Source organism: Microbacterium oleivorans (assembly GCF_013389665.1).
GTDB lineage: Bacteria > Actinomycetota > Actinomycetes > Actinomycetales > Microbacteriaceae > Microbacterium > Microbacterium oleivorans_C.
Map to the genome: position 1 here is coordinate 2065215 of NZ_CP058316.1, position 17281 is coordinate 2082495.

At 71.4% G+C, this 17281-nt stretch carries 20 protein-coding genes; 17 read left to right on the forward strand and 3 right to left on the reverse strand.

Features of this window, described 5'->3' with window-relative positions:
- The first annotated feature begins 13 nt into the window (after window positions 1-13).
- From HW566_RS09805 to HW566_RS09875, 15 genes are all read left to right on the forward strand, one after another.
- Window positions 14-1045: a metal ABC transporter solute-binding protein, Zn/Mn family gene (locus tag HW566_RS09805; RefSeq protein ID WP_178012465.1), complete on the forward strand. Its 1032-nt coding sequence runs from the start codon at window positions 14-16 to the stop codon at window positions 1043-1045.
- A 43-nt stretch (window positions 1046-1088) separates the two neighbouring features.
- Window positions 1089-1892, forward strand: coding sequence for a metal ABC transporter ATP-binding protein (locus HW566_RS09810; protein WP_178012467.1), 804 nt, complete (start codon window positions 1089-1091; stop codon window positions 1890-1892).
- Complete coding sequence (locus tag HW566_RS09815) at window positions 1889-2770, forward strand: metal ABC transporter permease (RefSeq protein ID WP_178012469.1); 882 nt, start codon at window positions 1889-1891, stop codon at window positions 2768-2770. Before HW566_RS09810 ends, HW566_RS09815 begins: the two co-directional genes overlap by 4 nt.
- 10 nt (window positions 2771-2780) lie before the next feature.
- Complete coding sequence (locus HW566_RS09820; protein WP_178012471.1) at window positions 2781-3197, forward strand: Fur family transcriptional regulator; 417 nt, start codon at window positions 2781-2783, stop codon at window positions 3195-3197.
- Window positions 3178-4194 (forward strand): permease, encoded by a 1017-nt coding sequence (locus tag HW566_RS09825; protein ID WP_178012473.1) that lies wholly within the window; start codon window positions 3178-3180, stop codon window positions 4192-4194. Before HW566_RS09820 ends, HW566_RS09825 begins: the two co-directional genes overlap by 20 nt.
- Entirely contained in the window at window positions 4187-5194 is a 1008-nt protein-coding gene (locus HW566_RS09830) for a TIGR03943 family putative permease subunit (RefSeq protein ID WP_178012475.1), read from the forward strand. Before HW566_RS09825 ends, HW566_RS09830 begins: the two co-directional genes overlap by 8 nt.
- Window positions 5184-6614, forward strand: a complete 1431-nt coding sequence (locus HW566_RS09835) for a hypothetical protein (RefSeq protein ID WP_178012477.1) — start codon at window positions 5184-5186, stop codon at window positions 6612-6614. Before HW566_RS09830 ends, HW566_RS09835 begins: the two co-directional genes overlap by 11 nt.
- Complete coding sequence (locus HW566_RS09840; protein WP_178012479.1) at window positions 6611-7327, forward strand: DNA-3-methyladenine glycosylase; 717 nt, start codon at window positions 6611-6613, stop codon at window positions 7325-7327. The genes HW566_RS09835 and HW566_RS09840 overlap by 4 nt, the downstream gene beginning before the upstream one ends.
- Window positions 7328-7470: 143 nt before the next feature.
- Window positions 7471-7707, forward strand: coding sequence for a 50S ribosomal protein L28 (gene rpmB / locus HW566_RS09845; RefSeq protein WP_178012481.1), 237 nt, complete (start codon window positions 7471-7473; stop codon window positions 7705-7707).
- The gene (gene rpmG / locus HW566_RS09850; RefSeq protein ID WP_005051772.1) at window positions 7707-7877 is read left to right on the forward strand and encodes a 50S ribosomal protein L33; all 171 of its coding nucleotides are present in this window, start codon (window positions 7707-7709) and stop codon (window positions 7875-7877) included. Before rpmB ends, rpmG begins: the two co-directional genes overlap by 1 nt.
- Window positions 7878-7881: 4 nt before the next feature.
- Window positions 7882-8187, forward strand: coding sequence for a 30S ribosomal protein S14 (gene rpsN / locus HW566_RS09855; RefSeq protein WP_178012483.1), 306 nt, complete (start codon window positions 7882-7884; stop codon window positions 8185-8187).
- A gap of 61 nt (window positions 8188-8248) precedes the next feature.
- A complete protein-coding gene (locus tag HW566_RS09860) occupies window positions 8249-8431 on the forward strand; it encodes a hypothetical protein (protein ID WP_178012484.1) in 183 nt (60 codons plus the stop codon).
- A 2-nt stretch (window positions 8432-8433) separates the two neighbouring features.
- Complete coding sequence (locus HW566_RS09865) at window positions 8434-9507, forward strand: alpha/beta hydrolase (protein ID WP_178012485.1); 1074 nt, start codon at window positions 8434-8436, stop codon at window positions 9505-9507.
- Between the two features lie 276 nt (window positions 9508-9783).
- The gene (locus HW566_RS09870) at window positions 9784-10071 is read left to right on the forward strand and encodes an HU family DNA-binding protein (RefSeq protein ID WP_178012487.1); all 288 of its coding nucleotides are present in this window, start codon (window positions 9784-9786) and stop codon (window positions 10069-10071) included.
- A 125-nt stretch (window positions 10072-10196) separates the two neighbouring features.
- Window positions 10197-12170, forward strand: a complete 1974-nt coding sequence (locus HW566_RS09875) for a cytochrome c oxidase assembly protein (RefSeq protein ID WP_218621623.1) — start codon at window positions 10197-10199, stop codon at window positions 12168-12170.
- Window positions 12171-12200: 30 nt separating this feature from the next.
- Here HW566_RS09875 and HW566_RS09880 read toward each other — a convergent pair whose 3' ends face one another.
- A complete protein-coding gene (locus HW566_RS09880; protein ID WP_256728660.1) occupies window positions 12201-13331 on the reverse strand; it encodes a hypothetical protein in 1131 nt (376 codons plus the stop codon).
- Window positions 13332-13373: 42 nt separating this feature from the next.
- Here HW566_RS09880 and HW566_RS09885 point away from each other — a divergent pair, with 42 nt between their 5' ends.
- A complete protein-coding gene (locus tag HW566_RS09885; protein ID WP_178012488.1) occupies window positions 13374-14753 on the forward strand; it encodes an ATP-dependent DNA helicase in 1380 nt (459 codons plus the stop codon).
- 24 nt (window positions 14754-14777) lie between these two features.
- On the opposite strand, the gene HW566_RS09890 is transcribed toward HW566_RS09885, so the two are convergent.
- Together HW566_RS09890 and HW566_RS09895 are read right to left on the reverse strand one after the other, a co-directional pair.
- Window positions 14778-15434 carry a biliverdin-producing heme oxygenase gene (locus HW566_RS09890; protein WP_178012489.1) on the reverse strand — a complete coding sequence of 219 codons (657 nt, stop codon included), beginning with the start codon at window positions 15432-15434 and terminating at the stop codon, window positions 14778-14780.
- A 64-nt stretch (window positions 15435-15498) separates the two neighbouring features.
- Entirely contained in the window at window positions 15499-15807 is a 309-nt protein-coding gene (locus HW566_RS09895) for a DUF2470 domain-containing protein (RefSeq protein WP_178012491.1), read from the reverse strand.
- A 162-nt stretch (window positions 15808-15969) separates the two neighbouring features.
- Here HW566_RS09895 and HW566_RS09900 point away from each other — a divergent pair, with 162 nt between their 5' ends.
- Window positions 15970-17130, forward strand: a complete 1161-nt coding sequence (locus tag HW566_RS09900) for a serine hydrolase domain-containing protein (RefSeq protein WP_256728661.1) — start codon at window positions 15970-15972, stop codon at window positions 17128-17130.
- The last annotated feature ends 151 nt before the right edge of the window (window positions 17131-17281 follow it).

Consider the following 17281-nt stretch of genomic DNA (forward strand, 5'->3'; position numbering starts at 1 on the left):
TAGAATCGTCGTCATGACCCGTCGACTCCTTCCCGCCGCCGTGCTCGTGGCCGCGGCATCCCTGACCCTCGCCGGCTGCGCCGGCACCTCGTCGCCCGCCGCGAGCGGAACGGATGACGGCACGCTCAGCGTCGTCGCCTCGACGAACGTCTACGGCTCCCTCGCCGCGGAGGTCGGTGGCGACGCCGTGGAGGTGACCTCGATCATCACCTCGCTCGCGCAGGACCCGCACTCCTACGAGGCGTCGGCACGCGACCAGCTGACGGTCTCGCAGGCCGATCTCGTGATCGAGAATGGCGGCGGATACGACTCGTTCCTCGACGGTCTCATCGAGGCCAGCGGCAGCGAGGCGCCCGTGCTGACCGCTGTGGAGTTCTCGCACGACTTCCCCGGAGCCGAGGGCCACGACCACGCCGACGAGGACCACGTCGAAGAGGACCACGCCGACGAGACGCCCGCGGCGGAGTCCGGCGAGGCCGCGGCCGACGACCACGACCACGAGGGGCACGACCACATCGAGGGCTTCAACGAGCACGTCTGGTACGACCCGCACACGATCGCGCACCTGGTCGAGGACATCGCCCACGAGCTCGGCGAGCTCGACCCGGCTCAGGCCGACACGTTCGAGTCGAACGCCGCGGCGCTGATCGAGCGCATCGACGCTCTCGAGTCCTCGCTCGAGGCGATCTCCGCCGACCACGCGGGCCAGAAGATCTTCGTGACCGAGCCGGTGCCGGTGTACCTCGCCGCAGCCGCCGGACTCGAGGACGCGACCCCCGCAGCCTTCAGCGAGGCCGTCGAAGAGGGCCAGGACGTGCCCCCCGCCACGCTCCTCGAGGCGCAGGAGATCCTGCGTTCGGGCGAGGTGCGCATCGTCATCGTCAACGCCCAGACCGGCGGTGCCGAGACGACCGAGATCACCAACCTCGCGGACGAGCTCGAGATCCCGGTGCTCGAGTTCTCCGAGCTCATGCCCGACGGCGTCGACTACGTCGAGTGGATGCAGCAGAACATCGACGAGATGTCGGGAGCGCTCGCCGGCTGATGGTCGCGGCGAGCGAGAGGGCGATGACGGGTACGCTGACCCGGTGAGTCTGCTCGAGATCCGTGGCGCCGCCCTGCGCCGATCCGGACGGGAGCTGTGGAGCGGGCTCGACCTCACCGTCGAGCCCGGCGAGCTCATCGCGGTGCTCGGGCCGAGCGGGTCGGGCAAGACCACGCTGCTGCGGGCGATCCTCGGACTCGAGCCCCTCAGCGAGGGCTCGATCCGCGCGCTCGGCCGGCCGGTGCATCACCGCGGCAACCGGTCGATCGGCTACCTGCCGCAGGCCCGTCCGCTGCCGCGCGACACAGCGCTGCGTGCCCGCGACCTCGTCGCGCTCGGCGTCGACGGGCACCGTTTCGGACTCCCGCTGCCGCGCCGACGCGATCGCGAGCGGGTCGACGCCCTCCTCCAGAGCGTCGGCGCGCAGGATTTCGCCGATCGTCCCGTCGGCGTGCTCTCGGGCGGTGAGCAGCAGCGGCTGCGGGTGGGACAGGCGCTCGCCGACGACCCGAAGCTGCTGCTGTGCGATGAGCCGCTGACGAGCCTGGACCTGGCCAACCAGCAGGCCGTCGTGAAGCTCATCGACGGGCACCGTCGCACCGGGGCGGCCGTGCTGCTCGTCACCCACGACATCAACCCGGTCCTCGGCAAGGTCGACCGCATCCTCTACATCGCGGGCGGCCGCTTCACCCTGGGCACCCCGAAGGAGGTGCTGACCTCACCCGTGCTCAGCGACCTCTACGGAGCGCCGGTGTTCGTGCTGCGCGCAGGCGATCGGCTCGTGGTCGTCGGCGCACCGGACGCCGATGCATCCCACCATCACCACGATCACGGAGACCACGCATGAACTGGGGTGATGTCGGAGACGCGATGTTCGGCGGACTGCCGGTGTACGGCGACATCCTCGCGCTCGTGCAGAACTCGGTGTGGGCGGGGGCGGTGCTGGGGTTGGTCGGCGGTCTCATCGGCGTCTTCGTGCTCCAGCGCGACATGGCCTTCGCCGTGCACGGCATCAGCGAGCTCTCCTTCGCCGGCGCCGCGGCGGCGCTGCTCATCGGGGTGGACGTCGTGACCGGCTCGATCGTCGGGTCGATGATCGCGGCGGCCCTCATCGGCTGGCTCGGCTCGCGCGCCCGCGACCGCAACTCGATCATCGGCGTGCTCATGCCCTTCGGGCTGGGGCTCGGCATCCTCTTCCTCTCGCTCTACGACGGCCGCAGCGCCAACCGGTTCAGCCTGCTCACCGGTCAGATCGTGTCGGTGCAGTCGGGTCAGCTCGGCTGGCTGATCGGCATCGGGGCGTTCGTGCTGGTTGCCCTGCTGCTCATCTGGCGTCCGCTGCGCTTCGACTCCCTCGACCCGCAGTCGGCCGCCGCACGCGGGGTGCCCACCGTGGCCGTCTCGCTCGGGTTCATGCTGCTGCTCGGCCTCGTCGTCGCCGTCGCGGTGCACATCATCGGCGCACTGCTGGTGATGGCCCTGCTCGTCACACCGGCCGCTGCGGCCGTCAAGGTCGCGACCGGACCGGTCACGGTGCCGCTTCTGGCGGCGCTGTTCGGCGTGGTCTCGGCGGTCGGCGGCATCCTGCTCGCGGTGGCGGGCACGCTGCCGGTGAGCCCCTACATCACGACCATCTCGTTCACGATCTACATCGTCTGCCGGGTGGTCGGTGCCCGACGCGGGCGGGTGCTGCGCACCCAGCCCATGCCGAGGACCGCCGAGTAGACTCGCGGCCATGGCCCAGCGGAACACCTGGCAGCGCGAGCGCGTGCGCACGGCGCTCTCCGACGCGCGCGGATTCGTCTCGGCCCAGGACCTCCACGCGTCGCTGCGCGACGACAACACCGGCATCGGCCTGGCCACGGTCTACCGTGCCCTCGCCACCCTCGCCGCGTCGGGGGAGGCCGATCAGCTGCAGAGCCCCGAGGGCGAGGCGATCTATCGCGCCTGCTCGAGCACGGGCCACCACCATCACCTGATCTGCCGTTCGTGCGGGCTGACCGTCGAGATCCAGGCGTCCGACGTCGAGGAATGGGCTCACCGCACCGCCGCGGCCAACGGGTTCACCGAGGCGGAGCACGTCGTCGACATCTTCGGGCTGTGCGCCGCGTGCTCCGCGGCCGCGCGCGAGCATGAGCGTGACGGGGCCTAGGACCGCACGGCTCGCGCCCTCCGCCGCGACACGCACCGCCGTCGCGCTGGGGATCGGCGCGGCCGCCGTCGTCGCCCTCGTCGGGCTGGCGGCGCTGACCCCGGGGCCCTCCCTGCCGACCCGGGCCCAAGACGGTGTGACGCTCGGGCTGAGCGTGCTCATCGAGTCGCTGCCGTTCGTGCTGCTGGGCGTGGCGCTCTCGATCATCGTGCAGGTGTGGGTGCCGCCGGGGGTCATCGAGCGGTGGATGCCGCGACGCGCGTGGGCGCGCCGGGCGGTGCTCTCGCTGCTCGGGATGCTTATCCCGGTGTGCGAGTGCGGCAACCTGCCCTTCGCTCGCGGGCTCATGATCCGCGGGTTCTCGGTGCCCGAGACGATGACGTTCCTCATCGCCGCGCCGATCGTGAATCCCATCGTGATCATCACGACCCATCAGGCCTTCGGCTTCGACGACGGCATCCTCATCGCCCGACTCGTCGGCGGCTACCTCGTGGCCAACCTCATCGGGTGGCTGTACTCGCGGCATCCCGATCCCGACGGCCTGCTCACCGAGCGCTTCCTCGCCGCGTGCGAGCTCGCCGCCGAGGACCCCGGCGGGAAGGGGCGGCGGAGCCTCGCGCAGTTCGTCGTGGAGCTGCGGGCCGTGATGCCCGCCCTCATCCTCGGCTCGGCGATCGCCGGGGCCGTGCAGGTGCTGGTGCCGCGCGACACGCTGCTGGCGATCGGCTCGAACCCGGCGCTGTCGATTCTCGCGATGATCCTGCTGGCGATGATCGTGTCGATCTGCTCGAACGTCGACTCGTTCTTCGCGCTGTCGTTCGCCTCGACCTTCACCCCGGGATCGATCGTGGCGTTCCTGCTGGTGGGTCCGCTCGTCGACGTGAAGATGCTGGCCCTCATGCGGACGACCTTCCGCACGCGCGTGCTGGTGGCGCTCGTGGTGATCGTGGTGCTCTCGGCGATCGCGCTCGGAGGGGTGGTGAACCTCCTTGCCTGAACGATCGGCCGTCGTCACCCGTCTCTTCGGCGTCGGGCTCGCCGCCGCGCTCGCCGCGATCACCGTGACCCTCGCGGTCACCGGCCGGATCGGGCTGTACATCAACCCGGAGTCGGCCTGGTTCGCGGTCGGGATGTCGGTGCTGGGGCTGATCGGCGCCGTCGCGAGCTTCGCGCTGCCCCTCGGCGCCGAGGCCGACCACGGCCACGACCACGGCGACGCCCCCGTCGGTGCCGATGCAGCTGCCGCTGCCGGTGCCGGTGCCGGTGCCGCTGCCGCTGCCGCTGCCGCTGCCGCGCCAGGGTTTGGGGCGCCGGCTTCACGGCGGGGCGCGAAGTTCACGCCCCACAGTGGCGCAGCCACCCCAAACCCGATGCCCGCACCCACGCACGCACCCGTAGCCGCGCACACGCCCGAGCACACGCACGAGCACACACCGATGCACGCGCACGGGCACGCACCCGCGCACGGGCCTCGGCCGGCGGCACCGCGCGTGCGGCTCGCCGTGGGGGCGGTCGCCGCGAGCGCGGGGGGCGTAATCGCGACCGGCCTCGTCGCCGTGGCGCTCGTGACCCCGCCGGCGACGCTGTCGGCCGAGCTGGCGATGTCGCGCGACACCGGAACGCCCCCGCTCTTCCAGGGCGCCGACACCGTCGCGCTCGCGACCACCGGCGACACGGCCTCGTTCGGGGTCGGCGAGTGGGCGAGCGTCTTCGCGACGGCGACGAACCCGGAGGCGTTCGAGGGCGACGAGATCAGCCTGACCGGGTTCGTCACCCCCTCGAGCGCGGGTGGTTTCGGCCTGACGCGGCTGATCATCACGCACTGCGTCATCGACGCGCAGCCGGCGAGTGTGCCGGTGGGCGAGATCTCGGACGTGCCCGCGACCGGCGAGTGGGTCACCGTCACCGGAGTCATCCGCGATCGCGACGGCTCTCTGGTCGTGGAGGCGACCGGCGTGGAGACCGTGGCGGAGCCCGAGGACCCGTATGAGTACTGACGGCGCGACGCGGGGCACCCGCCGCGAACGCACGCAGCACCGCAGGTCTCGACGGTTCGTCGTGGCCATGGCGGCGGTCATCGGCGCGTTGGCGCTGGTCGGCGGCGCCGGCGGCGTACTCACCTCCGTGCAGGGACCGCGCGCGACGTCCGTCAGCGTCGATCCCGAAGCCGCAGTCGAGTCGGCCGGATCGCGCATGATCGTCACGACGACGCAGTCGCTCGTCGAGGTCGATCCCGCCCAGGTCCACATCGAGCCGGCCGCGGACGTCACCGTCGACACGTCGGGCCGACAGATCGGCATCCGCTTCACCCTGCCGCTGCGCGATGCCACCGACTACACCGTCCGTATCGACGGACTGCAGGGCCTCGGCGGCGGACCGGCGGGGTCGATCGAGGAGACCTTCTCGACGCCGGCGCTCGAGACCTATCTGCTGCAGCGCGGCGGCGACGAGGACACCATCTTCCGCACCGGGATCGACGGTGAGGATGCCGTGCCGGTGTTCACCCATCCGCACATCGAGGACTTCCGTGCGACGTCCACCCATCTCGCGATCGTGTCGGCCGACGACGAGGGTGTCTCGACGATCATCGTGACCGATCGAGCCGGTGAGAACCCCCGCGAGCTGCCGCTCCCGGGGCGCGGCGTCGTGACGAACCTGCAGACCGCCGATCGGGGCGACCTCATCGGCTACACCTTCACCGACGCCGACATCGGCGCGGGAGGCGGGCTCGAGAGCGCTCTGTTCACGGCGTCGCTGGCCGATGCCCGCGCCGACGACGAACCCGCCCAGCTGCAGATCGCGGGCGGCGACTCCCGGATCGACGACTGGCGGTTCGTGCCCGGCACCGACGCGGTGCTGCTGCTGACCTTCGACAGCGCGCTGACGCTCGTCTCGGCGTCGGGTGGGAGTCCGGTCGCTCTGGGCAACGCCATCACGATCGACGGCATCGCGCGCGGTTCGAGCGAGGCCATCGTGCAGCGGGCATCGGGGCTCGTCGCGATCGACCTCGCCTCGGCCGAGGAGCGCGCACTGACCCCGACGGATCCGGCGGCCGGCGAGACGCAGGCGGTCACCGCTCTGCCGGGCGACGCGGATCAGACGCTGCGGGTGCTGTCGCGGTTGGACGGGTTCACGGTGCTCTCGACGACCGTGGCGGTGGTGGATGCGGACGGGACGACGCGGGATGTCTTCTCGGTGGCCTCGGACGAGCTGCTGATCCACACCTGCGTGTCGCCCAGCAGCCGGTACGCGGCCTTCCTCGTCGCGCCCGACGCCGTCGCCAATCCGTACGACGCGTACCTGCTGCCGCTTCCGGAGCGCCTGCAGACGCACATCGTCGACCTCGGCACCGGAGAGGAGGTGTCGGTGCTCAGCGGGTTCGACATCTCGTGGTGTCAGAGCGCGCCGCGCCCATGACCACCGTGCCCTCGGGGTGGCACGCCGCGACCCGGGACGAGCTCGCCGATCTGCCGGTGGCGGTCGCGCCCCGGCTGCTCGGCGGGCTGCTGGCGGTCGAGGTCGGCGGGGTGTCGGTGACCGTCCGACTCACCGAGGTCGAGGCCTACCACGGGCGCGACACGGGCGATCGGCCCGATCCGGGCTCTCACGCGCGCATGGGGCCGACCGCGCGCAACGCGACGATGTGGGGGGAGCCCGGGCATCTGTACGTCTACCTCAGCCACGGCATCCATTCGTGCGTGAACGTCGTGTGCGGCCCGGTCGGCGTGGCCGGCGGTGTACTGCTGCGCGCGGCCGAGATCGTCTCCGGGGCGGATGCCGCCGAGGTGCGGCGCCCCGCGGCCCGCACGGCGCGGGAGCTCGCTCGAGGCCCGGGAAGGCTCGGCGAGGCCGTGGGCCTGCGGCACCCGGTGCACGACGGCCTCGACGCCGTGACGGGAGCCGAGCGCGCGGGTGCGGTGGCGCGGCTGCTGCTGCGGGATGAGCCGGAGCGCGACGTGGCGATCGGCCCGCGGGTCGGTGTGGCCGGAGTGGCGGGGACGGCGGCCTTCCCGTGGCGGTTCTGGATCGCCGGCGACCCGACCGTCTCGTCCTTCCGCTGGGGTCGCGGCGCCGCCGAAGCCGCTGCGGGTGCGGAGGCCGCGCCGGCTGGGCCGAGCGCTCCGTGCTAGGATGACTGTTTGTCTGCGCGCACTCCAGCACGCAGTACGTACCCACTCCCCATCACAGGTCGGAAACGGCCGGATGAGGCGCGGGTGCAGACAAGGGATCTTGGGTGGCACCGTCCGGTGTCACGGTACTAAGGAGAATCACTATGGCAGCAGTGTGCCAGGTGACCGGAGCTGTTCCCGGCTTCGGTCACAACATCTCGCACTCGCACCGCCGGACGAAGCGCCGCTTCGACCCGAACGTGCAGAAGAAGACCTACTACGTTCCCACGCTTGGTCGCAAGATCACGCTGAACGTCTCGGCTAAGGGCATCAAGGTCATCGACGCCCGCGGCATCGAGTCGGTCGTCAAGGACCTCCTCGCGAAGGGTGTGAAGCTCTAATGGCGAAGAAGGCTCAGGACGTCCGTCCGATCATCAAGCTCCGTTCGACCGCCGGTACGGGGTACACCTACGTGACGCGCAAGAACCGTCGCAACAACCCCGACCGCATCGTGCTGAAGAAGTACGACCCGGTGATCCGCAAGCACGTCGAATTCCGAGAGGAGCGCTGATCGCATGGCCAAGAAGAGCAAGATCGCGCGCAACAACCAGCGCGAGGTCGTCGTCGCCCGGTACGCCGAGAAGCGTGCCGAGCTGAAGAAGACCCTCGTCGACCCCGAAGCGACCGACGAGGCCCGCGAGGCCGCCCGCGTCGGCCTGCAGAAGCTCCCCCGCAACGCTTCGCCGGTGCGCGTCCGCAAGCGCGACGCCATCGACGGTCGCCCCCGTGGCCACCTCTCGAAGTTCGGCATCTCGCGCGTTCGCTTCCGCGACATGGCGCACAAGGGCGAGCTGCCCGGTGTGACCAAGTCCAGCTGGTAAGCGGCCTGCACCACAGCACCGAAGCCCCCGTTCCGAGTCCGCTCGGGGCGGGGGCTTCGCTGTGCCCGATCGCGAGACGGTGGGCCGCAGTTGCGTCTACGGTCGAGGCATGGATATCTCGTCGATGATCATGGGCGCCAGCATCGCCTCGGTGATGTGGATCGCCTTCGTCCCGTGGTCGAAACTGCGCCGGTTGCGTGAACTCGACGCTGCCCGCGGCGCGGCCGACGCCGACGCCGACTGATCGTGCCGCTGGATCCGTTCTTCGCCGAGCGCCTGCGCACCCATCGCGTCTACCTGCTGCGTCAGGCGTGGCGGTCGCTCCGGTCGGGTGTGACGGCACGGCTGCCCCGGCCCGGTCGCGACGGGCGGGGCGGGGCCTCGTCCGAGGTCGCCGCCGAGCCCGCCGCCGAGCCGAGGCGCGCCCTCTCGCCGCGTGAGCGTCACCGCCGGGCCGCGCTGAAGTGGGACCGACAGGAGCTCCGCACCGCGGGCACCCCCGGCCCGCCGATCGCGACGACCGAGTACCGGGTCGCCGTCGACGGCCACCCCGCCGTCCGGGTGCGCGTGTACCGCCCGAGCACCGCGACCGACGATGTCGCATCACCGGCGTGCGTGGTGCTCGGCGGGGGCGCGTTCCGGATCGGCGGCATCGACTATCCCACCGCGGATGCCGCGTGCCGACGCCGCGCCGAGGCATCCGGTGTCGTCCTCGTGGCCGTCGACTACGCGCTGGCCCCCGAGCACCGCTACCCCACGCAGATCGAGCAGGCGTACGCGGTGTGGGACTGGATGCACGAGGAGGCGACGACCCTGGGCATCGACCCCGCACGCGTCGGCATCTCGGGGGCGTCGGCGGGGGGCAACCTCGCGGCCGTCCTCACCCTCATGAACCGGGATCGTGCGCGGCATCCCGTCGCGGTGCAGATCCTCGAGGTGCCGGTGACCGACCTGACCGGGCGCTGGATCGACCTCCGGGCGACCTACGCCCTCGGCATCCCGGCCTTCGTCGCGCTCCGAGAGCTGGCGTCGGTCGCCCGGACGTATCTCGGCGACCGCTCGCGGGCACGCGAGTCGTACGCGTCGCCGATGCGCGCCGACTCGCACGCCGACCTCCCACCGGCGGTCGTGCTGACCGCGGAGTACGACCCCCTGCGCAGCGACGGGGCCGCCTATGCCGCCGCGCTGCGCCGCGCGGGCGTCGAGGCGAGCGCGACCCGCTACCTCGGCGTCACGCACGACACCCCGCTCTACGTCGGGGTGCTGCCCGCCGCCCGCCGCTGGGAGGCCGAGGTCGTCGCCGCCCTCCGCCGCATCTGATCCTCGCGTGCCCTCGCACCGCCGCGAGCGCAGCCGGCGAGCGCCAGCGGACGGTCGCACAGGCGCCCGAAATCGACTTTTTCGGCCGTTTCGACCCCGATTCGGGGCGACACGCGGGGTCAAAGAGGTCCCTCGAGCCCGGAAATCCGCGAGATTCCGCGGAATCCGCGTATATTCGGGACCGGTCGAACGACCAACCGGCGGGACGCGAGTCCCCCGGGAACCACCCAAGCTGTCGGCGGCGCGTCCGTCGTCCGCCGTCTGGAGGACAACCCTATGGCTGACAAGTCCATCACCAAGACCGAGCTCGTCGCGAGCATCGCCAGCGCCACCGGTCAGAGCCAGGCCGCCGTCTCGGGCGTGCTCGACTCCCTCTTCACGACCGTCTCCGAGGCCGTCGCCAAGGGCAACAAGGTCTCGATCCCGGGCTGGATCGCCTTCGAGCAGGTCGACACCGCCGCCCGCACCGGCCGCAACCCGCAGACCGGCGAAGAGATCAAGATCGCCGCGGGCAAGCGCGTCAAGGTGACCGCCGGCTCGAAGCTGAAGGCCGCCGTCAAGTAATCGACGACGATTCACCGGAGGGGGATGCCGCGCGGCATCCCCCTCCGTCGTTCCCCCGGCCCAGCTGCGCCGCGGAACCCCCCGGACGGGACCTCGCGGTCAGCGGGCCGCCGTAGGCTTGTCGGGTGGACTCCCGAGCGCAGCGCATCGCCGGTCCGGCGATCCTCGCCGTGTCGGCGGTCGTCGTCGCGCTCATCGGTCTCGCCGCGGGCGGCGGCGCCGCACCGCTGCAGCTGCTCGACCCCGGCCCCATCGTGAGGTGGGGGCTCCCGGTCATCAAGCTCGTCGTCAACCTGGCGGCGGCGGGAATGGTCGGCTCGCTCGTGGTGGCGCTGTTCGCGCTTCGCTCGGGCGAGCGTCCGTTCGATGCCGCCCTCGACACCGCGTCGATCTCGGCGGCGATCTTCACCGTCGCGAGCGCGGCGACCGCCTTCTTCACCTTCCTGAACCTGTTCGGCGCGGCCCCGAGCGCGGGCGCGGAGTTCGGCCAGCAGCTCGGGCGATTCCTGGTCGAGACCGAGACCGGGCGCGCCTGGCTGCTGACCACGATCGCCGGCGCGGTGCTCACGGTGCTGACCTTCGCGGTGCGGGGCTGGACGACCACCCTCATCGTGGCGGTGCTCGCCGCGGCATCCCTCGTCCCCATGGCCACGCAGGGCCACTCCGGCGAAGAGGCCAACCACAACACCGCGGTGGTGGCGCTCGCGCTGCACATCGTGGCAGCGGCGGTCTGGCTGGGCGGCCTGCTCCTGCTGGTCGTCATCAGGCCGGTCGTCGAGCGGGCCGACATGGTCGCCGTCGTGTCGCGGTACTCGAGCATCGCGCTGGCGGCCTTCGTCGTCGTGGCGGTCTCGGGCAGCGTCCGGGCGGCGGTCGGCATCGTCTCGCCCGAGAACCTCCTCTCGCCCTACGGTGCACTGCTGCTGGTGAAGGTCGTCGCGCTCATCGCGATGGGGCTGCTCGGCGCGATGTACCGCCGCCGCCTGATCGCCCGGCTCGCCTCGGCGGGTGCCGCACGCATCTTCTGGCTGCTCGTGACCGTCGAGATCGCCTTCATGGGCATCGCGAGCGGCGCGGCCGCCGCCCTCGCACGCACGCCCCCTCCCGTGGACACGTCCCTGCCCGAGGAGCAGACGCCCGCCCAGATCCTCACCGGCGCCGTCCTGCCGCCCGAGCTCACCATCGATCGCTGGTTCACGATGTGGGACATCGACCTGCTCTGGGTCTTCGTCGCGGGGTTCGGGCTGTTCTTCTACCTCGTGGGTGTGTGGCGGCTGCACCGTCGCGGCGACCGCTGGCCGATCTACCGCACGGCGCTGTGGGTGTTCGGCCTGCTGCTGCTCCTGTGGGTGACGTGCGGTCCGATCAACGCCTACCAGGACTACCTGTTCAGCCTGCACATGGTCGGTCACATGCTGCTGTCGATGGCGATCCCGCTGTGTCTCGTGGCGGGTGCGCCGGTGACCCTGGCGGCGCGCGCCATCCGCAAGCGCGACGACGGCACCCGAGGCGGACGCGAGTGGATCCTCTGGGCCGTCCACACGCCCTTCTCGCGGATCGTCACCCACCCGGCGTTCGCGTCGATCATGTTCATCGGGTCGCTCTGGGTGTTCTACTACACCGACCTGTTCCGGTGGTCGCTGTACGACCACGTCGGGCACGAGTGGATGGTCGCCCACTTCCTGATCTCCGGCTACCTGTTCGTCCTCTCGCTCATCGGCATCGACCCGGTGCCCTACCGGCTGCCCTACCCGTTCCGGCTGCTGACGCTCATCGCGGTGATGGCGATGCACGCGTTCTTCGGCATCGCCATCATGATGTCGACGGGACTGTTCGCGGCGGAGTGGTTCGGGTCGATGGGGCGCACCTGGGGCGCGTCGCCCCTCGAGGACCAGTACATCGGCGGCGGCGTCGCATGGTCGGTGGGGGAGATCCCCACCCTCATCCTCGCCATCACCGTGGCGATCCAGTGGAGCCGGTCGGATGATCGGATGCAGCGTCGGCGCGACCGCCAGGTCGACCGCGCCGGGGACGTCGAGCTCGACGAGTACAACGAACGCCTCGCCGAGATGGCGCGTCGAGACTCCGCCCGCCGCTGAGCCGTCCCGGTCGCAGACCGCGCCGCCCGGCTACTCCTGGGCGGCGGAGACCTGGATGGATGCCGTCCCGTCGGGGAGGATCGTGATCTTCCCGGTGAGGAAGAACTCGACGTCCTCCGACACCTCGTTGAGTCGACCGTCGAACAGCGATCGGATCTGGACGTCGATGCGGGCGACTGCCCGCGTGCTCGGGATCGCCCACTGGGCTCCGTCGGGAACGACGCTGATCTCGGGGTTCTCCGTGATGGCCCACTGCGGCGCGCCCTCGACGCGGTTGCGCACGAAGAAGCCGAACGGGCATCCGGTGGGCTGCAGCACCTGCTGCGTCGCGCACGAGTCGAGGAACTCGTCGACCCGCTCCTGCACCACGTCGACGAACTCGGGGGTGGGCTCGGTCTGCAGGTCGACGGGCACCGACTTCTGCGGCGCATCGGAGAGCACCGCGACTCCGGCCGTGGTCGCCGTCGCGGTGTCGACGGCGATCGAGTACGCGCCGGGCGAGAACACGAGCATCGAGACGGGGACCAGCGGGTCGGCATCCACGCCCTCGGGGGCGACCTGTCGCGTGTCGAGCTCGAAGCCGTTGACCGTGAACCGCGTCGCCCCGCGCACGGTCAGGTCGATCGCCGAGAGGGGGCTGCGCGAGAAGCGCCAGGCCGGCGCGACACCGATCCACCCGTCCTGCCGCACGGCGAACTGCGTGCGACCGCGGTGTCCGTTCGCCAGGTAGGTCACCGTCACCTCGGTGACATCGCCGCGCGCCCGCTCGCCGATCACCGACACCTCCGACAGCGGCGCGAGCGCGGCGCGGCGCAGCAGCACCTCGGAGGCGCCCGCGGGCAGCTCGGCCTCGGCCAGGTCGGCCGAGTCCATCGCGACCCCGGGGATCTGCAGGGCGTCGGCGGCGCTACCCGTGCTCAGCAGCGACAGGTAGCGCTCGACGAAGGCGGCGGGGCTGTACAGCGCACGATAGACGGCGAAGCCGCCCACGCCGAGCCCTGCGATCACGAGGGCGCCGAGCAGTCCGAGCGCGGTCAGATCGACGGCGAGGCTGCGTCGACCGCGGCCGCGCGCGCGCCGTCGACCGCGGCCCGACGTGGCCGGCTCGGTCGCCGGCGCGTCGTCGGCCACGGCATCCGCCGTCGTCTGCGCTTCGTGCACAGGTCAAGTCTAGGAAGCCGCGCCTGTGGCTACCATGAATCGGTGACCCTGCCGCCTCTCTCCGCCGAGCAAGAGGCCCTGTTCCGGCGGATCGAGAGCACCCGCGACCACGTCTTCGTCACCGGTCGTGCCGGAACCGGCAAGTCGACGCTGCTGCAGCACCTCGCCTGGAACACCGACAAGCAGATCGCGATCTGCGCGCCGACCGGGGTGGCGGCCCTCAACGTCGAGGGGCAGACGATCCACTCGCTGTTCCGGCTGCCGATCGGTCTCGTCGCCGACAGCGAGCTCGAGCAGTCCGAGCCGACGCGCCGGATCCTCAACGCGATCGACACGCTCATCATCGACGAGATCTCGATGGTCAACGCCGACGTCATGGACGCCATCGACCGATCGCTGCGTCAGGCGCGCCGCCGCCGGTCCGAGGCCTTCGGCGGCGTGCAGGTCGTCATGTTCGGCGACCCCTACCAGCTGTCGCCGGTGCCGCCGCGGGGCGACGAGCTGCGGTACATCCGCGACCACTACCGCTCGTTCTGGTTCTTCGACGCCCAGGTGTGGGCCGGGCCGAAGGCGGATGCCGGCGCCATCCGCTCGGACGGGCTGCTCGACCTCGGCCGGGTCGGGGCGCCGTTGCACATCGCCGAGCTCGGCGAGATCCACCGGCAGTCCGACGCGGGCTTCAAAGAGATGTTGAACGCCGTGCGCTACGGGGTCGTCACCGCCGACGTCGCCGCCGCCCTCAATGCCGCCGGCGCGCGCACGCCGCCCGCCCCCACCGGCGATGAGCCCCCGGTCATCACCCTCGCCACGCGAAACGACGCGGTGAGCCGGATCAACCAGCGCCACCTCGACGCGCTGTCGGGCCCCGTGCAGACGGCGAAGGCGGATGTGAGCGGCGACTTCGGACGCGGGGACGCGTCGTATCCGGCCGACCCCGAGCTCCAGCTCAAGGTGGGGGCGCAGGTCATGTTCCTGCGCAACGATGTCGGCGGCTTCGGCGGCGACGGCCCGCGCTGGGTGAACGGGTCGATCGGAACCGTGACGCGGATCGCCGGATCGTCGGTGCGGGTGGAGCTCGACGGCGAGGAGCACGACGTCGAGCCGACCGTCTGGGAGAGGTTCCGCTACGCCTACGACCCGGGTTCCCGAAAGCTCACGCGCGAGATCGTGGCCGAGTTCACCCAGTTCCCGCTGCGGCTGGCGTGGGCAGTGACGATCCACAAGTCCCAGGGCAAGACCTACGACCGCGCGATCGTCGACCTGGGCAGCGGCGCGTTCGCCCCCGGCCAGACGTACGTCGCGCTCTCGCGCCTGACGTCTCTCGAGGGGCTGTACCTGTCGCGGCCGCTGCGTCCCAGCGACATCCTGGTCGACCATGACGTCCGCCGCTTCATGGCGGCCGTGCGTGCCGCCGGCATGTGACCGCGGCCGCGGGTACGCCCGCGGTCAGGCGACGGCGGAGGCCGCCTTGGCGCGGGCGAGGTCGGTGAAGAGGTCGGTGTTGAACCGGTAGGCCGCGAGCACCTCGTCGATGACCCGCTGCTGCTCGTCGGCGTCCCAGGGGGCGGCATCGAGCTGGGCGCGATAGCGGTCCTTGAACTCGGCGGGATCGGCGATGTCGCCGAAGATGTAGAACCCGATGCCGTTCGTCTCGAAGCCGAACCGGCGGGCCATGAGCTTGCCGATGAACAGCCCGCCCGAGAGGTCGCCGAGGTATCGGGTGTAGTGGTGTGCGACGAAGCCGCCGGGCCACGTGGCGCCCACCTCGCGGATGCGGGCGACGTACCGCTCGGTCGTCGGCAGCGGGCTGATCTGCTCGCGCCAGTCCGCGCCGAGGAGGAACTCGAGGTCCGCCTCGAGCGCCGGGAGTCGCGTGAGCTTGTCGCTGATGAACGTCGCCGCGACCGGGTCGGCCGCCATCCGGGATGCCGTGTCCTCCAGCGCCTCGTAGATGAACCAGTGCTGCGCGACGAGGGCGATGTAGTCGTCGCGGGTGCCCTCACCTCGCATGAGGTCGGTCATGAATCCGGCGCCCTCGCTGCCGGAATGGGCGGAGCTGGAGCGTTCGCGCAACGCGGTCGAGAACGGGATGGCTTCGAGCATGGCCCGAGAGTAGCACTTAGGTACAGCTAACCTGAAGCTTTTTCCGACGGCTGGATCGCCGATCTCAATCGTGGGGCCGCGGCTCCAGGCCCAGCCGCTCGCACGCCGCGTCGTAGAGCGCCACGATCTCGCGCCGCACCTCGCGGCGCTCGGTGATCGAGCCGCCCGGCCACGCCACGCGCAGCTCGCGGACGTCACCGCCGGGCAGCGTCGCCTGCCAGTCGCCGCCGTCGCCGTCGAAGAAGGTCATGGTCGACGAGACCGCCTCGGGCTCGCCGAAGGCTCGCGCGATGAGCAGGTTGTCGTCGCGGTGGTCGTCGTTCATGTGGCCGAGCACGCCGGAGATGGCGGCCTCGTCGAAGGTGTGCGTCATGCGACCACCCTAGGTAAGCGGGAACGCTGTGACGGTGTGATTCACTGGAGGAACACATCAGGGGGTGGCTGAGGAATGCGTGCGAGCCGACGGCGTCGAAGCGCGGGTGTCGCGGCGGCGATCGCGTTGGCACTGAGCCTGACGGCCTGCGCCCCAGCCGCTGTGGACACCGTCGCATCACCGCCCCAGGTCGAGGGCGCGCTGCCCGACGACACGCAGGCGCAGCTGGTCGGCGCGGTCGAGCGCGCGATGGCGTCGACCGGATCGGCCGGTGCGATCGCCGGCGTCCGGGTTCCCTGGGCGGGAGAGTGGACGCAGGCGTTCGGGACCAACCCCGACGGCGGCGCCGTCGCCGTCGACGACAGCTTCAAGGCCGGGCCCGTGACCCGAGCGATGACCTGCGACGTGCTGTACGGCCTCGCTGCCGACGGCGTCGTCGAGCTCGACGACCCGGTGACCACCTGGATCGTGGGCTTCCCCGCGACGCCGGTCGTCACGCTCGAACAGCTCTGCGACAGCACCTCGGGACTCGGGTCGTACCAGCCCCGACTCCAGGCGCGGTGGGAGGCGAACCCGTCGCGTCCGTGGGCGCCGCACGAGCTCCTCGCCTACGGCCTGGCGGCCAGCGCACCCACCGGGGCCGGATCGTACGTCGGGTCGGATGCTGGCTACGTGCTGCTCGGCATGGCGCTCGAGCGCGCCTCCGGCCGTACGGCCGCCGACCTCTTCGGGCGCTACGTCTTCGAGCCGCTCGAGATGGCGGGATCGTCGCTGCCCGGCCGTACGGCGGACCTCGGTCTCCACGGCACGCAGTCGGTGCTGACCCCCGAGGGCGCGGTGGACTGCGCAACCGCGGTGGATCTGACGTCGCTCTCGCCCACGGCGGGCTTCACGGCCTCCGGCGCCGTGACCACCGTGAGCGACCTCGGCCGCTACGCGCGCGCTCTGGCCACGGGGCTTCGCCCGTACGACGGCGAGGAGCGCTTCGCTTCGCCCCTGCCGGTCGATCCGGGGGCACCCACCTGGTACACCGTCGACGGCGGCGCGTATCAAGCCGGCACCCTCGTCGGTCAGTACGGTTCGGTGCCGGGCTACCAGACGGTGGCCTTCGCCGACCGCGACACCGGACTCACGGTCGTCGCGGTGCTGAACAACTCGCGTGCGTCGGCGGAGGCTGTGCGGGTGCTCGGCTGGCAGCTCGCCGCGATCGCCTCGAAGGCGGCCGCGGCCGCCGGCGAGACGGCACCGCCGTCCGGTCTCCCGTGGACGCCCGAGCAGATGGACGGCGACCTGGCCTCGGTCGCCACCTGCCCCCTGCCCTGACGCCGAACCCCGACCGCCGCGGCCGTGTCGTGTTTCGCGGATGTGAACAATCGGGCTCGTTCCGTGACGATCGCGTCACAGCGGTGGTGGCGGCGCTGCGCGTTGCGTAGAACTGTCTCAGCGTGATCGTGCAATTGCACATTGCACCGTG

Bases quoted from the DNA above. Each gene is read 5' to 3' on its own strand.
- HW566_RS09805 (WP_178012465.1), top strand. From the start codon at position 14: ATGACCCGTCGACTCCTTCCCGCCGCCGTGCTCGTGGCCGCGGCATCC.
- HW566_RS09815 (WP_178012469.1), top strand. From the start codon at position 1,889: ATGAACTGGGGTGATGTCGGAGACGCGATGTTCGGCGGACTGCCGGTG.
- HW566_RS09820 (WP_178012471.1), top strand. From the start codon at position 2,781: ATGGCCCAGCGGAACACCTGGCAGCGCGAGCGCGTGCGCACGGCGCTC.
- HW566_RS09825 (WP_178012473.1), top strand. From the start codon at position 3,178: ATGAGCGTGACGGGGCCTAGGACCGCACGGCTCGCGCCCTCCGCCGCG.
- HW566_RS09835 (WP_178012477.1), top strand. From the start codon at position 5,184: ATGAGTACTGACGGCGCGACGCGGGGCACCCGCCGCGAACGCACGCAG.
- HW566_RS09840 (WP_178012479.1), top strand. From the start codon at position 6,611: ATGACCACCGTGCCCTCGGGGTGGCACGCCGCGACCCGGGACGAGCTC.
- rpmB (WP_178012481.1), top strand. From the start codon at position 7,471: ATGGCAGCAGTGTGCCAGGTGACCGGAGCTGTTCCCGGCTTCGGTCAC.
- rpmG (WP_005051772.1), top strand. From the start codon at position 7,707: ATGGCGAAGAAGGCTCAGGACGTCCGTCCGATCATCAAGCTCCGTTCG.
- rpsN (WP_178012483.1), top strand. From the start codon at position 7,882: ATGGCCAAGAAGAGCAAGATCGCGCGCAACAACCAGCGCGAGGTCGTC.
- HW566_RS09870 (WP_178012487.1), top strand. From the start codon at position 9,784: ATGGCTGACAAGTCCATCACCAAGACCGAGCTCGTCGCGAGCATCGCC.
- HW566_RS09890 (WP_178012489.1), bottom strand. From the start codon at position 15,434: ATGCTCGAAGCCATCCCGTTCTCGACCGCGTTGCGCGAACGCTCCAGC.
- HW566_RS09895 (WP_178012491.1), bottom strand. From the start codon at position 15,807: ATGACGCACACCTTCGACGAGGCCGCCATCTCCGGCGTGCTCGGCCAC.